Genomic DNA, 15,046 nt, shown 5'->3' with positions numbered 1-15,046 from the left:
GGACGGGGAGAACATGAGACTGGCACGCGGCGCGAACACCACCCTGGGCTCGACAGACCTCAGCATCGCGGTCTCGGGTGCCCAGACCGGGACCGTCGACCTCATGGCCTTCCAGCTGACCGACGCCGGGCGGGTCCGCGGCGACCACGACCTCGTGTTCTTCAACCAGCCTGCCTCGGTCGAGGGTGCCCTGCGTCTGGTCGCGGGGGACCGGCTGACCCTGTCGCTCGCAGGTGTCCCGCAGGACGTCGCGACGGTCGCCGTCGCCGTGGCGCTCGACGAGGGGACCTCAGGGTCGCTCGCCGCGATCGTCGGCCTCGGTGTCAGCGTCCGGGCCGGCTCCGAGACACTCGAGTGCCCGGTCGAGGGGCTGACGACCGAGCGCGCCGTCGTGCTGCTCGAGGTCTACAGGCGCCAGGGTGCGTGGAAGCTGCGCAACGTGAGTGCCGGGTGGGACGGCGGGCTGGCCGACCTCGTCCGTGAGCACGGGGTGAGCGTGGACGACGAGGTGCCGGAGGCTGTCGCCCCGCAGGTGCCGCTGGCTGCCGCCCCGCAGGCACCCGCGACGTCGAGCGCCGCCGCAGCCACAGCGCCCTCGCAGCCCGTCGCACCGCCACCCGCCCAGGTCCACCCGCCCGTGACGGCGGCACCCGCGACGCCCCCGCCCGCACCACCCACGCCTGCAGCGCCCGCGACGCCCGACGGCGTCCGCAGCGTGCCGGGGGAGCAGCGCCTCTCCTTCGAGAAGCGTCAGCGCCTCGACCTGCGCAAGCGCGAGGTGGCCAAGGTCTTGCTCACCAAGGGTGCCCCGACAGCCCGCGCCAGGGTCGTGATGGTCATCGACAAGACCGGCTCGATGCGTCGGCAGTACTCGACCCGTGTGGTGCACCGCGTGGTCGAGCGCATGATCCCGGTAGCCATCCAGCTCGACGACGACGGCAGCCTCGAGGCCTACCTCTACGGCAGCTCCTTCGCCAGGCTCCCCGACGTCACCGTCGAGCAGGCCGACGAGTGGTCCGACACCTTCCTGCACCTCGACGGCACCCACGGCGGCATCAGCTACCGCCGTATCGGCGGGTACAACGACGAGATCCCGATCATGTCCGAGGTGCTCTCGACCCTCCGGCAGCGCGACCCGATGCCGACCCTCGTGCTCTTCTTCACCGACGGCGGGTTCTCCCAGCGCGGTCCCATCACCGAGCTCGTCCGGCAGGCGTCGGGCCTGCCGGCCTTCTGGCAGTTCGTCGGGATCGGCCGGGCCAACTACGGGCTGCTCACGGCGCTCGACGAGCTCGAGGGCCGGGTGGTCGACAACGTCGGCTTCTTCGAGCTCGACGACATCGACGCCGTGGCGGACTCCGAGCTCTACTCCCGCCTGCTGGGCGAGTTCCCCGACTGGCTGCGCGCAGCCCGCGCGGCCGGGATCGTCGGTGGCTGAGCACGGCCGACGACGTACCCTGGGACTGTGAGCTCCACTCCCTCCCAGCCCGAGCCGTCCACCCCCGACGAGGTCTCTGCGACGCCGCAGGGCGCAGCGCCCCCGGCCGACGCCCCGCTCGACGCCCCCGTGGCGATCCCGGCCGAGGGACCGCTCACCGACGAGCAGATCGCCGCGATCGCGGCGACGGCCCAGCCGGCGACCATCCGACGTGCGCCGCGCTACCGGGCCTTCTTCTGGACGGGTGCGCTGCTCGGCATCGTGCTGGGGGTCGCGCTCGGTCTCTGGGTGTCCTCGGAGAACCTCGTGAACCGGTGGATCTACGTCCTCGTCACGACCCTGGGCACCACGCTGGTCACCGTCCTGCTCGCCGGTGCCTGCGCGGTCTGGGTCGACCGCCGCGGGGCTGCGAAGGTCGCGAAGCAGCGCAGGGGATCTGCCGGAGCCTGACGTGCTGCGTCACCTGCGCGGTCGCCCAGCCGTCTCATCCGTCGGCGACCGACCTGTGTCGACCCCCGTCTCTGTGGGACACTAGAGCCGTGGCCCCCCGCGGAGATGGACTTCTGAACCACGACCTCATGCCTGGCGAGAAAGGCCCCCAGGACGCTTGCGGCGTCTTCGGTGTCTGGGCTCCCGGCGAAGAGGTCGCCAAGCTTGCCTACTTCGGTCTGTACTCGTTGCAGCACCGAGGGCAAGAATCGGCCGGCATCGCGACCAGCAACGGTCAGCAGATCCTGGTCTACAAGGACATGGGACTCGTCTCCCAGGTGTTCGACGAGACTGCGCTCAACGCGCTGACCGGTCACATCGCGGTCGGGCACTGCCGGTACTCGACCACCGGCGGCGTGACGTGGGAGAACGCCCAGCCCACTCTCGGTGCGACGGCCGCCGGAACTGTCGCCCTCGGGCACAACGGCAACCTCGTCAACAGCGCCGAGCTCGTCGACCTCGTGGCCGAGCGCTACGGCGCGCAGCGCCGCGGCGAGCTCGCCCGCGGCAACACGACCGACACCGCCCTGGTCACAGCGCTCCTGGCCGGCGACGCCGACCACACGCTCGAGCAGACGGCGATGGAGGTCCTCCCGCGGCTGCGCGGTGCCTTCAGCCTCGTGTTCATGGACGAGAAGACCCTCTACGCGGCGCGCGACCCCCAGGGTGTCCGCCCGCTCGTCCTCGGCCGCCTCGACCGCGGCTGGGTCGTCGCGAGCGAGACCCCCGCCCTCGACATCGTCGGGGCGAGCTTCGTCCGTGAGGTCGAGCCCGGCGAGCTCATCGCGATCGACGCCGACGGCCTCCGCTCGCAGAAGTTCGCCACGCCCGAGCGTGCCGGCTGCGTCTTCGAGTACGTGTACCTGGCTCGCCCGGACACGAGCATCAAGGGACGCTCCGTGCACGCAGCGCGGGTCGAGATGGGCCGTGAGCTCGCCCGCGAGCACCCCGTCGAGGCCGACCTCGTCATCCCCGTACCGGAGTCTGGCACCCCGGCCGCGGTCGGGTACGCGCAGGAGTCCGGCATCCCCTTCGGCCAGGGCCTCATGAAGAACGCCTACGTCGGGCGCACCTTCATCCAGCCTTCCGACACGCTGCGCCAGCTGGGCATCCGGCTCAAGCTCAACCCGCTGCGCGACGTCATCAAGGGCAAGCGCCTCGTGGTCGTCGACGACTCGATCGTCCGCGGCAACACCCAGCGTGCGCTCATCCGGATGCTCCGCGAGGCCGGGGCAGCCGAGATCCACGTGCGCATCAGCTCCCCGCCCGTGAAGTGGCCGTGCTTCTACGGCATCGACTTCGCCTCGCGTGCCGAGCTCATCGCGAACGGCCTGAGCCCGGCCGAGGTCGGTCAGTCCCTCGGGGCGGACACCCTCGGCTACATCTCGGAAGAGGGCATGATCGCCGCGACCGAGCAGCCGAAGTCCCAGCTGTGCACAGCCTGCTTCTCGGGGACCTACCCGATCGAGCTCCCCGACGCCGCGCGTCTGGGCAAGAACCTCCTCGAGCAGGCCGAGCTGCCGCTCGGCGCGCCTGAGGACGGGCTGTCGAACCTCACGGTGTCGGCTGGAGGCGCCGGGGCGCTCCAGCACCCCTGACGCTGCAGCACTCCTGACCGGGGCTCCCGCAAGCAGCAGCTCGTGGGACCACGCAACCCGCACGCACGACGCACCATCCCGTACCAGCACCGCCAGACCCCCGCACCACGTAGCCGCCTGCTCGACCAGCACCAGGTCCGCCCAGCACCGCAGGGACCGTCAGCAGCGACCCGCGCCAACCACAGGAGTCATCGAAGTGTCTGAAGGCATCACCTACGCAGCCGCCGGCGTCGACACGGCGGCAGGTGACCGTGCCGTCGAGCTGATGAAGTCGGCCGTGGCCCGCACGCACGGCCCGCAGGTCCTCGGCGGGGTCGGCGGCTTCGCCGGGCTCTTCGACGTCTCGATGCTCAAGGCCTACGACCGCCCGCTGCTCGCCTCCTCGACCGACGGCGTCGGCACCAAGGTCGCGATCGCCCAGGCCCTCGACATCCACGACACCATCGGCTTCGACCTCGTCGGCATGGTCGTCGACGACATCGTCGTCTGCGGCGCCGAGCCGCTCGTCATGACCGACTACATCGCGACGGGCAAGGTCGTCCCCGAGCGGATCGCGGACATCGTGCGCGGCATCGCCGCAGCCTGCGAGGTCGCGGGGACCGCGCTCGTCGGCGGTGAGACCGCCGAGCACCCCGGGCTCCTCGGGCCGCACGAGTACGACGTCGCCGGCGCAGCCGTCGGTGTCGTCGAGGCTGCCGACCTGCTCGGCCCGGAGAAGGTGCAGACCGGTGACGTCGTCATCGCGCTGGCCTCGTCAGGCCTGCACTCCAACGGCTACTCCCTCGTGCGGGCCGTCATCAACCACGCGGGCTGGACGCTCGACCGCCACGTCGAAGAGTTCGGCCGCACCCTCGGTGAAGAGCTCCTCGAGCCGACCCGCGTCTACGCGAGCGACTGCCTCGCCCTGGCCCGCGACGCCGGCGCGCAGGTGCACGCGTACTCCCACGTCACCGGCGGTGGCCTCGCTGCGAACCTGGCGCGTGTCCTCCCGAAGGGCCTGTCCGCCTCGGTCGACCGTGCCAGCTGGACCGTCCCGGCGGTCTTCGACGTCGTGCGCGGCCTCGGTCAGGTGCCGTGGGGCGACCTCGAGAACACGCTCAACCTCGGTGTCGGCATGGTCGCCGTCGTCGGGGCCGACGGTGCCGACGCCGCACTGGCCCGCCTCTCAGCGCTCGGCGTCCCGGCGTGGACGCTCGGCGTCGTGACGGAGGACGACGGCGCGACGGGCGAGGGCATCGTCCGCGGTGCCAAGGGCGTCGACGGGGGAGCGGTCAGGCTCCACGGCGAGTACAGGGCCTGAGCAGGACGTCGCAACGCTCGAAGAGCTCAGAGCGCCGCACGACCACCGTCGTGCGGCGCTCTCTGCGTGAGTGCCTCTGCGTGAGTGCCTCTGCACCGGGACAGACGACGAGCAGCGCACCCCGGTGCTGGACCAGGCTGCGCTGCTCGGGAGACGACGAGAGACGGCACCGACGAGACGACGCTCAGAGAGCGTCGAGCTGTACGCGGCGTCTGCTCAGACGAGGGGTGAGGCGACAGATGACGCCGAGGTCACCTGTCGTCGGACCAGTCCGCGTACGGTTCACGGTCCTCGAGATCGTCGGACCTGCTCGCGCTGTGGCGAGAGTCCGTAGCGAGATCGGTTCCGCCATGACCAGTGAGCTCTTGTTCGAGAGCCTTGTAGTTCGTGTCGGGAGAGTAGTACTTCAGCTCCCGAGCGACCTTGGTCTGCTTTGCCTTCTGACGGCCGCGGCCCATGGCTCCGACCCCCTCAACGTAGAAGCGGGGCGGCTGGCGTCAGAAGACGTGCGGCCCCGGGGTGTGTTTCGTCTGTTCGTGGGTTAACGGTACATGCTCGCGGGGCGGTTGGACCACTCAGGGCGCGGGCGGGCGCCGCCACGACGGGCATCTGTGGCTACCGTCACCCTCTGTGCAGACGGGCCCAGTCTGAGCAACTCGGTCATCCGCTCCTTTTTCACCCCGGCTGGCGGCTGGCACGAATCGCCCGTAGGGTGATAATAGATGAAACGGCTAGGGCTGATCGATGAGTTCCCTCCCCCCGGGACCAGCCTTCGCCACAGAGAGGTGCATCATGTTGAGCAACCGTGGAGAGCAGGAAGTCCTCCTCACGCCGGCTGAGGTCGCGAGCCTGTTCCGTGTGGACCCCAAGACGGTCACCCGTTGGGCCAAGGCCGGAAAGCTCTCGTCGATCCGGACCCTCGGCGGTCACCGCCGCTACCGTGAGGCCGAGGTCAAGGGCCTGCTTGCGGACTCCGGCGTCAACATCGGCGAAGAGTCCTGACGCCCCGGCGAGCCGCCTGACACCAGATGTGCCGAGAGGCCCCGTCCGATCATCGGACGGGGCCTCTCGTGCGTCGTGGACGGGTCAGCGGCGGGCGCGCCGGACCACGGCCAGGGCGACCAGCGCGACGACCCCTGCGGCGACGCCCAGGGCGATCTTCGCGTTGCGGGCGCGGGACCCCGGCTGCGCAGGCAGGCCGGCCCCGGTGACGAAGGCGCCGGCGTCGGTCGCGGCCAGCCTTGCCGTCGTGGCGGCGTCGGCGGCGAGGTTCTTCGGGCTGAGCCGGGTCGACAGCTCGTCGACAGTCGCGGCCAGCTCGGCGCGGGCCCGCAGCACCTCGGCGCTGAGCTCGGCGGCCGACATGCTTGAGGTGTCGGGGGTGCTCGGCTGCTCGCTCATGACTTCAGACCTTCCTTCACGGCGGCGACGTCGTCCTTGATGCTCTTGACGGTGATCTCGGGGGACGGCGGGCTGCCCTTCTTGAGCAGCTTGAGCCCGACGAGCGCGAGGAGGGCCGTGAGGAGGAGCAGCACGACACCGACGATCAGCGCGGCGAGCCACACCGGGACGACGTTCGACAGCCCGGCGACACCCGCGTAGAGCAGGAAGCCGAGGGCGTAGAGCGCGAGGACTGCTCCGACCACCACGAGCGCGATCCCGATCCCGAGGCTCTTGGCCTTGGCCGACAGCTCGGCCTTGGCCGACGCGATCTCGGCCCGGACCAGTCGGCTGAGCTGTTCGCTCAACCGTCCGACGAGGGTCCCGATCGACGTCTGCTCGCTCGAGCTGCCTGGCAGCCCGGAGTCTTTCTGGCTCATCGCCGTCACACCTTCCTGTTGGTCCGCGCGTCGCCTGCCGCGCGTCGCCGCTGCTGCGCCCCCGTGACCAGGGGCCCTGCGCGGCTGATCTCCACCGATCGTACGGCGTGAGCACGTGCGCCGCAGGGCAACAGGCCCTGTCCGCTGGTGCGCGAGGAGGTGGGGGGACGACAGAAGAACGCCGCAGACGATGTCTGCGGCGTTCTCGGTGTACTGGTGGCTCCGACCGGCGTCGATCCGGTGACCTTTCGATTTTCAGTCGAACGCTCTACCAACTGAGCTACAGAGCCTTGACACGGAAGCCCGGCCATATCTCTATGACCGGGCGACCATCATCAAAGCGACCCCGACGGGACTTGAACCCGCGACCTCCGCCGTGACAGGGCGGCGCGCTAACCAACTGCGCTACGGGGCCTTGGATCACGCTGTGACACAAGGTCCTTGCTGCTTCACTACAGTTCGTTGTCCGAACCGTTGAGAATCCTACAGTACTTCTGAGCCCTTCGTGACCACCTCTCGGTGACCCTGTCCTGCTCGTACCCCCAACGGGATTCGAACCCGTGCTACCGCCGTGAAAGGGCAGCGTCCTAGGCCGCTAGACGATGGGGGCCTAGTCGTTGACGCTGCTGATGGCAGAACCACAGACGAACCGTCTAGGACCGTACGAAGCATAGATCGAGATCGGGCCCGGATGCAAAACACGAGGTCGAGAGGCGGATCTCCGCGGTTGTCTGGGCTTCTCGACGGGTGGGTGGGGGAGGATGGTCCGCATGGTCGACATGTCGCGAGAAGAGTTCGAAGAGGCCGTCTCGGACGCCCTCGACCAGGTGCCGCCCGAGCTCACGGCCCAGATGGACAACGTGGTGATCTTCGTCGAGGACGACGCCCCGCCCGACCAGCCCGACCTGCTCGGGGTCTACGACGGGGTCCCGCTGACCGAGCGCGACCTCGGGTGGGCCGCCGGGGCGCTGCCGGACCGCATCACGATCTTCCGCAACCCGACCCTGGCGATCTGCGACACGGTCGAGGAGGTCGTCGAGGAGGTCACCGTCACGGTGGTCCACGAGATCGCCCACCACTTCGGGATCGACGACGAGCGTCTGCACGAGCTCGGCTGGGCCTAGCCGGGGAGAGCGCCGGACGTCCCTGCCGCGCGCAGCCCCGGAACGGTAGCCTGCGGGTATGACGATTCTGGTGACTGGCGGGGCTGGGTACATCGGCGCACACGTGGTGCGTCTTCTGCAGGAGCGCGGGGACGAGGTCGTCGTCGTCGACGACCTGAGCACCGGAGCCCGCAGCCGTGTCGGTGACGCCACGGTCATCGAGCTCGACGTCGCCTCGGCCGGCGCGCAGGAGGTCCTCGTGGCCGCGCTGCGCGAGCACGAGGTCGACGCGGTCATCCACTTCGCGGCGCGCAAGCAGGTCGGCGAGTCTGTCGCCCGCCCGACGTACTACTACCAGCAGAACGTGGGCGGCCTCACGAACGTCCTCGCGGCGATGGAGGAGGCCGGCGTGCACAAGCTCGTCTTCTCGTCCTCTGCGGCGACCTACGGCATGCCCTCGGTCTCGGTCGTCGAGGAGAAGCTCCATGCCGAGCCCATCAACCCCTACGGCGAGACGAAGCTCGTGGGCGAGTGGATGGGGCGCGCGGCCTCGCGTGCCTGGGGTCTGAAGTTCGTCGCGCTGCGCTACTTCAACGTCGCCGGCTCCGGGTGGGACGACCTGGGTGACCCCGCAGTCCTCAACCTCGTGCCGATGGTCCTCGACCGCATCGAGCGTGGCGAGCAGCCGCGCCTCTTCGGCGACGACTACCCGACGCCCGACGGCACGTGCATCCGTGACTACATCCACGTCCTCGACCTCGCGAAGGCGCACATCGCCGCGCTCCAGTACCTCACGCACGACTCCCAGCCCTTCGACGTGTTCAACGTCGGCACGGGCACAGGGGCGTCCGTGCGCGAGGTCATCGACGGTCTCGCGGCCGTGTCCGGGCTGACCATCGACCCGATCGTCGAGGCACGCCGCGCGGGCGACCCGCCCCAGCTGGTCGGCTCGCCCGAGCGCATCAACGAGGTCTTGGGCTGGCACGCCGAGGCCGGCCTCGAAGAGATCCTCTCGTCGGCGTGGAAGGCCTGGCAGGCCGGACCGCATCCGATCGACGTGTGACCGACCGGCACGCCCTGTGACCGAGACCGGCACCTGGGACGGTGCAGCGGCCGGCGGACCGAGGGTCTCGTCCGCGGGTGTCAGCCTGCTGCCGCCCGCCGGCTGGGTGGTCGTCGACGACGTCTCGGGGAGCGGGGCGAGGGCTCCCGTGGCCTCGCTCGCCGACGCCTCGGGCCGCCACGTCGCCGCACAGCTGAGCGTGCGCAGGCTCGCACCGCTCGTCTCGGGTGCGCTGAGCGCGTGGGGCGGGGGGCCGTCGGGGCTCCAGGAGCCGCTCGTGTCTCTCGGGACGCCTGGCGAGCCCGGGTCCACCGGGGCTGGTGGTACGCCGTCGCCGGCCGAGGTCGCACTGGCCACGGCCGCGCAGTCGCGCGTGACCGCGGCCTTCACCGACGACCCGTCAGCCGTGCTGCTCGACGCCAGCGGGCTGACCGTCCGCACAGTCCTCGGCCGGGACGTCCGGGCGGTGCGCCTCGACGTGGTCGAGCACGACATGTCGACCCCGGTCGTGCGCACCTCGGTCCTGGTCGCCTGCACCGACCTGGGCGGCGCCTCGCGCTCGGGGCACCTCGGCGTGGTCGAGGTCTCGGCGACAGTCCCCGTCGCCCATCACCGTGCCCTCGTCCATGCGGTCGAGGCCGCGCTCGCGACCCTCCGGGTGCAGGACGAGGTGGTCCCTGCAGACGGCACGTCCCTGCACGGTGCGTCCGCGTACCCCGGAGGGCGCTCGCCCGACGCCTTCACCCATAGCGAGGGCGTCAGCGCCGCGTGGACGCGCGAGCTCGACCGCGGCCGCTGGTACGTGCCGCCCGAGGCCTGGCTCGGGGCCGACGAGCTCGACATCTTCGTGCGGGGCTCGCGCCGCCTGGCCCCCGCGCACAGACCTGGCCCGGCGCGGGCGGGGCTGGTCGACGACCGTGGGGTGAGCACCCCGACCGGTGAGCTGGTCCGCAGGGCTGTGCACAGGCCTGACGTCCGCCTGCACGTGCGCGCGGCCGACGTGGTCGACGCCTCGCTCGACGGCAGCGCGTCGATGATCGTCGACAGGGTCGGACCGTGGGCCGTCGTCCGCGCGACGCCACCACCTGTCGCGACCCGCCGCGGCGAGGCTGTCGCCCCGCACCGCTACCTCGAGGTGGTCGACCTCGCAGCGGCCCCTGCCCGGGTCGTGTCGTGGATGGGCACAGGGCCGGGTCGGTCGTCGAGGGTCCCGGACGGGCTGGTCCTGGCGCTCGTCGTCCACAGGTCGGGACAGCCGTGGGGGAGCCCCGCCGGGGAGTCTGTGCTCGTCGAGCGGGGAGCGTCACCGCGCGCGACGTGGCAGCGGGTCCTCGCGGCCCTCGTCTGAGGACTGGCACCTGGTCTGCCACCCGCCGCGCAGCGCAGCGGCGCGGGCGCTCGACCTACTTGACGAACTTGTTGACGGCCCAGCAGAGCACGACGCCCACGGCGAAGCCGATGCCGACGAACAGGGTGTCGGCCCGCGCCATCGTGATGGCGATGCCGATGCCCGTGCAGATCACCAGCAGCGCACCGCCCAAGAACCAGTTGGCCTGACGGTGGCGGATCTCTTCCTCGTTCACCCCACCAGGGTGCGCCCCCGGTGGGGCCCGGGTCAAAGCGGGCCGGGAGAGTTCTCCCCATCTGTCTCACCCGTCTTCCCCGGGAGATCCGGGGTCTGCGGGGATATAGTCGGGCCGTCGCCTCATGGTGACGCAGCACACCGATCGGCGGGGGTGAGTCCCTCGCCCTGAGCGTCTGGAGCACTCGTGGGAGTCAGTCTTAGCAAGGGCGGAAACGTCTCGCTCACCAAAGAGGCACCTGGTCTGACCGCCGTCACCGTCGGCCTCGGCTGGGACGCACGGTCGACCACCGGGACGGACTTCGACCTCGACGCCAGCGCCATCATGGCCGGCGCGAGCGGCAAGGTCCTCTCGGACGGCCACTTCGTCTTCTTCAACAACCTCAAGAGCGTCGACGGCTCCGTCGAGCACACCGGTGACAACCTCACCGGTGAGGGCGACGGCGACGACGAGCAGATCACGGTCAACCTCGCGGCCGTCCCGCCGGAGGTCGACAAGATCGTCTTCCCCGTCTCGATCTACGACGCCGCAGCGCGCTCGCAGAGCTTCGGCCAGGTCCGTAACGCGTTCATCCGCGTGATCAACCAGGCCGGCGGCACCGAGATCGCCCGCTACGACCTCAGCGAAGACGCCTCGACCGAGACCGCGATGGTCTTCGGGGAGCTGTACCGCAACGGTGCCGAGTGGAAGTTCCGCGCTGTGGGCCAGGGCTACGCCGAGGGTCTCGTGGGCATCGCCCGCGACTTCGGCGTCGGCGTCTGACGCACCACCTCGCACAAGGCGGCCCGGGACTCTCCCGGGCCGCCTTTTCTCAGCAGTTCTCAGACAGGACACGAGCATGATCCTCCGCACCTTCGGGTGGTCTTTTGTCGTCACGGCCCTCGCGCTCGTGACCGCCCTCTTCTACGGAGGGCCTGAGGCCCTCTTCCTCTGCCTCATCCTCGCGGTCCTCGAGGTCTCGCTGAGCTTCGACAACGCCGTGGTGAACGCCAAGGTCCTCGAGCGCATGAGCGAGGCCTGGCAGAAGATCTTCCTCACCGTCGGCGTGCTCATCGCCGTGTTCGGCATGCGCCTGGTGTTCCCGCTGCTCGTCGTGAGCGTCACCGCGGGCCTCGGCCCGATCGAGGCCGTGCGGCTCGCCATGGAGAAGGGCGACGTGCACGAGCCGGGCAGCTACGGCTACATCCTGGCCGAGGCGCACCCGCAGATCGCCGCCTTCGGTGGCCTGTTCCTGCTGATGCTCTTCCTCGACTTCGTGCTCTCCGACCGTGAGATCACGTGGCTGTCCTGGATCGAGCGCCCGCTCGCGCGGGCCGGCAAGCTGGCCAACCTCTCGGTGGTCATCGCCGCGATCGCTCTCGTGCTCGCCTCCGAGCTGCTCGCCGAGGACTCGCACATCGTGCTGCTCTCCGGTGTCCTGGGCATGATCACCTATCTGGCGGTCAACGGCCTCGGCAGCCTCTTCGAGGACAGCGACATGCTCGACGACGACGTGAGCGACGAGGACGTCGGCGACGGCAGCGCCCCGCTCACCGGACGGCCGAACGGTCCGACCACGCTCGCCAAGGCGACGGGCAAGGCCGGGTTCTTCCTCTTCCTGTACCTCGAGGTCCTCGACGCGTCGTTCTCCTTCGACGGGGTCATCGGCGCCTTCGCGATCACCGCAGACCCGATCATCATCGCCCTCGGGCTCGGGTTCATCGGCGCGATGTTCGTCCGCTCGATCACGATCTTCCTCGTCCGCAAGGGCACGCTCGCCGAGTACGTGTACCTCGAGCACGGTGCCCACTGGGCCATCGGCGCGCTCGCGACGATCTTGCTGCTGTCCATCAAGTGGCACATCAACGAGGTCGTCACAGGGCTCATCGGCGTGGTGTTCATCGGGGCTGCGTTCTGGTCCTCGTTGCGGCACCGCCGCAGGCACGGGGTCGACGGCCCGGAGAGCACGGGAACCATCACGTCCAGCAACGATCACCCCACCGCAGTCTGACCCGCCGGGCCGTCCGGCCTGGTCGACGCACCACCGAAGGGACTCCACCGCATGTCTGTGAACCTGTCCAAGGGCCAGAAGCTCTCGCTCACCAAGAGCTCGGGAGGCACGCTCACCCGTGTCCGCATGGGGCTCGGCTGGGACGCTGCCAAGAAGAAGGGCTTCTTCGGCAAGCGTGACCAGGAGATCGACCTCGACGCCTCGGGTCTGCTCTTCGACGGCTCCGGCCAGCTGGTCGACGTCGTGTGGTTCAACCAGCTCGGCAGCAAGGACGGCTCGGTCGTGCACACCGGCGACAACCGCACGGGTGCGGGCGACGGAGACGACGAGTCGATCGTCGTCGAGCTCACCCAGGTGCCGGCGAACGTCTCGACGATCGTCTTCACGGTGAACTCCTTCACGGGGCAGGACTTCAGCCAGATCGAGAGCGCGTTCTGCCGCCTCGTCGACGAGACCGACGGCACGGAGATCGCCCGCTACGAGCTCACGGGCTCGGGCACGCACAACGCCCAGGTGATGGCCAAGGTCAGCCGCGACGGCGCCGGCTGGTCGATGACCGCGATCGGTGCACCGACCTCGGGACGCACCTTCGACCAGCTGCTCCCCGCGGTGGTCCCGTACCTCTGAGCCTCTGAGCCACGACGCAGCAGGCCCGGACCCCGGTCGAGAGACCAGGGTCCGGGCCTGCTGCTGTCTGCGGAGGCGGGTGGCCAGTGCGCGCGGGGCGCGGGTGTCAGGTCGCGTGCCCGGACCGAGCGGGTGTCAGCCCGCGTGCACGTACTGCGCGGCAGGCTTGCGCATCGCCTTGACCGACCGGCCGTCGTGGAAGTCGCCGAGCGCCTCCATCTCCCAGCCCTGCGCCGCGCGGCGCAAGACGCACATGAAGACCCCGGTGCTCGGCTTGGAGTCCGTGAGGTCGAAGCGCACGAGCTCAGACCGCGTGGTCGAGTCGAGCAGGCGGCAGTAGGCGTTCTTCACGTCGGTGAACAGGTGCTTGGAGAACGAGTTGATGGTGAACACCACGGCCGCGACCTCTGCGGGCAGCGCGTCGAGGTCGACCATGATCACCTCGTCGTCGCCGTCTCCCTGGCCCGTGAGGTTGTCGCCCTGGTGCGTCACGGCGCCCTTGCAGGCCTTCTTGGAGGCGAACCAGGCGGAGTCGATGTCCTTGCCGGAGGCGTCGAGCACGATGGCCGAGGCGTCGAGGTCGATCGACTTGCCCCCGAAGGCCGGGTCCCACCCGAGCCCGAGCTGGACCTTGCTCAGGCGGGGCGCGCCGGTCTTGACGAGCGAGACGCGCTGGTTCTTCGTCAGGCTGACGCGTCCCTTGTCGAGGTTCACGGTCGCGCCACCGGTCTGGGGCGTCGCAGGGTAGCCGCCGCTCGTCGCGTCCGGGCGTCCGTACGGGGACGGCGCCTGCGGTGCCGCTGGTGCCGGCTGGCCCCAGGGGGAGGGCGCCACGCCGTACCCGGTGGGCGCCCCGTAGCCGGGGGCTGCGGGTGCGGGCGGTGCCTGCGGAGCTGCCGGTGCCTGCGGAGCGGCGGGCGACCCGGGCGGTGCGTACTGGGGCGCCTGGGACAACGGTGTGCCGACGGGCGGCGGGGCGTACCCGGCGAGGGGACGGCCCGTGGGCGGCGGCATGCTCGGGAGCGCCGAGGTGGACTGGGTCGCAGGTGCGGCAGGTGCGGCAGGTGCCGCGGGCGCGGCAGGCTGGTTCGGCTGCGTGCGGCTCGGGCGGGTGTAGTCGATCGGTCCTCCAGCCGAGGCCGCCGGGGCGCTGTGCTGGGGTGCGGGCGGCGGGGTGTACGCGGGCTGCACGGGTGCCGCCGGAGCGCGGTCCGGGCGGGTCGTGTCGATGCGCGGTGCAGTCCGACCGGCGTCCGTCGTGCCCGGTGCTGCGGGCTGCGACGCCGACGGGCCTGCGAGCGAGGTGCGTGCGGGACGCGTCGGTGCGGCCTGGGCGGCCGGGGCGGGTGGGGTGATCGGGGCTGCTGGCGCCGCAGCGACGGGAGGCGCGGCGGGCTCGTCGTCCACGGTGATGCCGAAGTCTGTCGCGAGACCTGCCAGGCCCGAGGCGTAGCCCTGGCCCACGGCACGGAACTTCCAGACACCACCCCGGCGGTAGACCTCACCCGACACGTACGCCGTCTCGGTGCTCGCATCCGTCATGTCGAAGCGCGCGACCTCCACGCCTGTCGCCCCGTCGGTCAGCACGAGGTGCAGCCCCCGGACCTGACCGAAGGTGCCGCCGTCGGCCGACGCCCCGAGGACGATCTTGTCGATCGCGGTCTCGACGCGGCCGAGGTCGACCTCGAGGCTGTCGCGGAGCTGGCCGGCGACAGGCACCTTGGCGAGCTTCTGCACGGCGCCCGAGGCGTGCTGCGGCTGGTTGAAGAACACGAAGTCGTCGTCCGAGCGCACCTTGCCGGACTCGGTCACGAGGAGGGCTGAGGCGTCGACGTCAGGGCCGCCACCCGTCGTGTCCCAGACGAGGTCTGCGCGCAGGCGCGTGGCGGTCAGGGGGATGTTCGAGCCCTTGGTCATCAGCGTCATAGGCACATCGTCGCAGAGCAGCCTGGGTGCGTCGCGGTGCGGGGGAGTTCTCCCCAGCGTGGTCGGTCGCTCTCGACCCGCGATTGTCATCCTGCTCGGCTATCTTGAA

General features: G+C 70.5%; 16 protein-coding genes and 3 tRNA genes. 11 read left to right on the top strand and 8 right to left on the bottom strand.

The annotated features are described in order from the left end of the window. Positions 1–13 precede the first annotated feature (13 nt). The 4 genes from SANBI_RS16625 to purM all read left to right on the top strand — a co-directional run bounded on the left by SANBI_RS16625 (position 14) and on the right by purM (position 4,825). A complete protein-coding gene (locus SANBI_RS16625) occupies positions 14–1,438 on the top strand; it encodes a VWA domain-containing protein (RefSeq protein WP_319157026.1) in 1,425 nt (474 codons plus the stop codon). Positions 1,439–1,465: 27 nt separating this feature from the next. Further along, the gene (locus SANBI_RS16620; protein WP_319157024.1) at positions 1,466–1,888 is read left to right on the top strand and encodes a hypothetical protein; all 423 of its coding nucleotides are present in this window, start codon (positions 1,466–1,468) and stop codon (positions 1,886–1,888) included. A gap of 89 nt (positions 1,889–1,977) precedes the next feature. Further along, entirely contained in the window at positions 1,978–3,525 is a 1,548-nt protein-coding gene (purF, locus tag SANBI_RS16615) for an amidophosphoribosyltransferase (RefSeq protein WP_319157022.1), read from the top strand. A 196-nt stretch (positions 3,526–3,721) separates the two neighbouring features. Next, positions 3,722–4,825, top strand: a complete 1,104-nt coding sequence (gene purM / locus SANBI_RS16610; protein WP_319157020.1) for a phosphoribosylformylglycinamidine cyclo-ligase — start codon at positions 3,722–3,724, stop codon at positions 4,823–4,825. Positions 4,826–5,076: 251 nt separating this feature from the next. On the opposite strand, the gene SANBI_RS16605 is transcribed toward purM, so the two are convergent. Further along, positions 5,077–5,283 (bottom strand): DUF3073 domain-containing protein, encoded by a 207-nt coding sequence (locus SANBI_RS16605; RefSeq protein ID WP_056127585.1) that lies wholly within the window; start codon positions 5,281–5,283, stop codon positions 5,077–5,079. Positions 5,284–5,617: 334 nt separating this feature from the next. Here SANBI_RS16605 and SANBI_RS16600 point away from each other — a divergent pair, with 334 nt between their 5' ends. Next, positions 5,618–5,827, top strand: a complete 210-nt coding sequence (locus SANBI_RS16600) for a BldC family transcriptional regulator (protein ID WP_056127588.1) — start codon at positions 5,618–5,620, stop codon at positions 5,825–5,827. 84 nt (positions 5,828–5,911) lie between these two features. Here the strand turns inward: SANBI_RS16600 and SANBI_RS16595 are convergent, their stop codons facing one another. The 5 genes from SANBI_RS16595 to SANBI_RS16575 all read right to left on the bottom strand — a co-directional run bounded on the left by SANBI_RS16595 (position 5,912) and on the right by SANBI_RS16575 (position 7,255). Next, positions 5,912–6,226 (bottom strand): DUF3618 domain-containing protein, encoded by a 315-nt coding sequence (locus SANBI_RS16595; protein ID WP_319157015.1) that lies wholly within the window; start codon positions 6,224–6,226, stop codon positions 5,912–5,914. Next, the gene (locus SANBI_RS16590) at positions 6,223–6,645 is read right to left on the bottom strand and encodes a phage holin family protein (RefSeq protein WP_179914475.1); all 423 of its coding nucleotides are present in this window, start codon (positions 6,643–6,645) and stop codon (positions 6,223–6,225) included. The genes SANBI_RS16595 and SANBI_RS16590 overlap by 4 nt, the downstream gene beginning before the upstream one ends. A 214-nt stretch (positions 6,646–6,859) precedes the next feature. Then, a tRNA-Phe gene (locus SANBI_RS16585) sits at positions 6,860–6,935 on the bottom strand. A 51-nt stretch (positions 6,936–6,986) separates the two neighbouring features. Beyond that, positions 6,987–7,060 (bottom strand) — tRNA-Asp (locus SANBI_RS16580). 122 nt (positions 7,061–7,182) lie between these two features. Next, positions 7,183–7,255: transfer RNA gene (locus SANBI_RS16575), tRNA-Glu, on the bottom strand. 151 nt (positions 7,256–7,406) lie between these two features. On the opposite strand from SANBI_RS16575, the gene SANBI_RS16570 reads away from it, so the two are divergent. The 3 genes from SANBI_RS16570 to SANBI_RS16560 are packed head-to-tail and all read left to right on the top strand — an operon-like array spanning position 7,407 to position 10,159. Next, positions 7,407–7,769 carry a metallopeptidase family protein gene (locus SANBI_RS16570; RefSeq protein ID WP_408669716.1) on the top strand — a complete coding sequence of 121 codons (363 nt, stop codon included), beginning with the start codon at positions 7,407–7,409 and terminating at the stop codon, positions 7,767–7,769. A gap of 58 nt (positions 7,770–7,827) precedes the next feature. Continuing rightward, positions 7,828–8,811, top strand: coding sequence for a UDP-glucose 4-epimerase GalE (gene galE / locus SANBI_RS16565; protein WP_319157009.1), 984 nt, complete (start codon positions 7,828–7,830; stop codon positions 8,809–8,811). Positions 8,812–8,827: 16 nt separating this feature from the next. Continuing rightward, positions 8,828–10,159 (top strand): hypothetical protein, encoded by a 1,332-nt coding sequence (locus SANBI_RS16560; RefSeq protein ID WP_319157007.1) that lies wholly within the window; start codon positions 8,828–8,830, stop codon positions 10,157–10,159. A 55-nt stretch (positions 10,160–10,214) separates the two neighbouring features. Here SANBI_RS16560 and SANBI_RS16555 read toward each other — a convergent pair whose 3' ends face one another. Beyond that, a complete protein-coding gene (locus tag SANBI_RS16555; RefSeq protein ID WP_056127603.1) occupies positions 10,215–10,394 on the bottom strand; it encodes a hypothetical protein in 180 nt (59 codons plus the stop codon). Positions 10,395–10,580: 186 nt separating this feature from the next. On the opposite strand from SANBI_RS16555, the gene SANBI_RS16550 reads away from it, so the two are divergent. The 3 genes from SANBI_RS16550 to SANBI_RS16540 all read left to right on the top strand — a co-directional run bounded on the left by SANBI_RS16550 (position 10,581) and on the right by SANBI_RS16540 (position 13,011). Next, positions 10,581–11,156 carry a TerD family protein gene (locus SANBI_RS16550; protein ID WP_319157005.1) on the top strand — a complete coding sequence of 192 codons (576 nt, stop codon included), beginning with the start codon at positions 10,581–10,583 and terminating at the stop codon, positions 11,154–11,156. A 76-nt stretch (positions 11,157–11,232) separates the two neighbouring features. Then, complete coding sequence (locus tag SANBI_RS16545; protein ID WP_319157003.1) at positions 11,233–12,384, top strand: DUF475 domain-containing protein; 1,152 nt, start codon at positions 11,233–11,235, stop codon at positions 12,382–12,384. Between the two features lie 51 nt (positions 12,385–12,435). After that, entirely contained in the window at positions 12,436–13,011 is a 576-nt protein-coding gene (locus tag SANBI_RS16540; RefSeq protein ID WP_319157001.1) for a TerD family protein, read from the top strand. 135 nt (positions 13,012–13,146) lie between these two features. Here SANBI_RS16540 and SANBI_RS16535 read toward each other — a convergent pair whose 3' ends face one another. Continuing rightward, positions 13,147–14,937: a TerD family protein gene (locus SANBI_RS16535; RefSeq protein ID WP_319156998.1), complete on the bottom strand. Its 1,791-nt coding sequence runs from the start codon at positions 14,935–14,937 to the stop codon at positions 13,147–13,149. Between the last annotated feature and the right edge of the window lie 109 nt (positions 14,938–15,046).

It is taken from the genome of Sanguibacter biliveldensis, from assembly GCF_033798665.1.
In the GTDB taxonomy this organism is placed as follows: Bacteria; Actinomycetota; Actinomycetes; order Actinomycetales; family Cellulomonadaceae; genus Sanguibacter; species Sanguibacter inulinus.
The sequence above is the reverse complement of the archived record's forward strand: the minus strand, read 5'-3'. Positions and strand labels throughout refer to the sequence as shown.

Coding starts and splice junctions, on each gene's coding strand:
- SANBI_RS16625 (WP_319157026.1), top strand. CDS start 14: ATGAGACTGGCACGCGGCGCGAACACCACCCTGGGCTCGACAGACCTC.
- SANBI_RS16605 (WP_056127585.1), bottom strand. CDS start 5,283: ATGGGCCGCGGCCGTCAGAAGGCAAAGCAGACCAAGGTCGCTCGGGAG.
- SANBI_RS16600 (WP_056127588.1), top strand. CDS start 5,618: ATGTTGAGCAACCGTGGAGAGCAGGAAGTCCTCCTCACGCCGGCTGAG.
- SANBI_RS16595 (WP_319157015.1), bottom strand. CDS start 6,226: ATGAGCGAGCAGCCGAGCACCCCCGACACCTCAAGCATGTCGGCCGCC.
- SANBI_RS16590 (WP_179914475.1), bottom strand. CDS start 6,645: ATGAGCCAGAAAGACTCCGGGCTGCCAGGCAGCTCGAGCGAGCAGACG.
- SANBI_RS16570 (WP_408669716.1), top strand. CDS start 7,407: ATGGTCCGCATGGTCGACATGTCGCGAGAAGAGTTCGAAGAGGCCGTC.
- galE (WP_319157009.1), top strand. CDS start 7,828: ATGACGATTCTGGTGACTGGCGGGGCTGGGTACATCGGCGCACACGTG.
- SANBI_RS16545 (WP_319157003.1), top strand. CDS start 11,233: ATGATCCTCCGCACCTTCGGGTGGTCTTTTGTCGTCACGGCCCTCGCG.
- SANBI_RS16540 (WP_319157001.1), top strand. CDS start 12,436: ATGTCTGTGAACCTGTCCAAGGGCCAGAAGCTCTCGCTCACCAAGAGC.
- SANBI_RS16535 (WP_319156998.1), bottom strand. CDS start 14,937: ATGACGCTGATGACCAAGGGCTCGAACATCCCCCTGACCGCCACGCGC.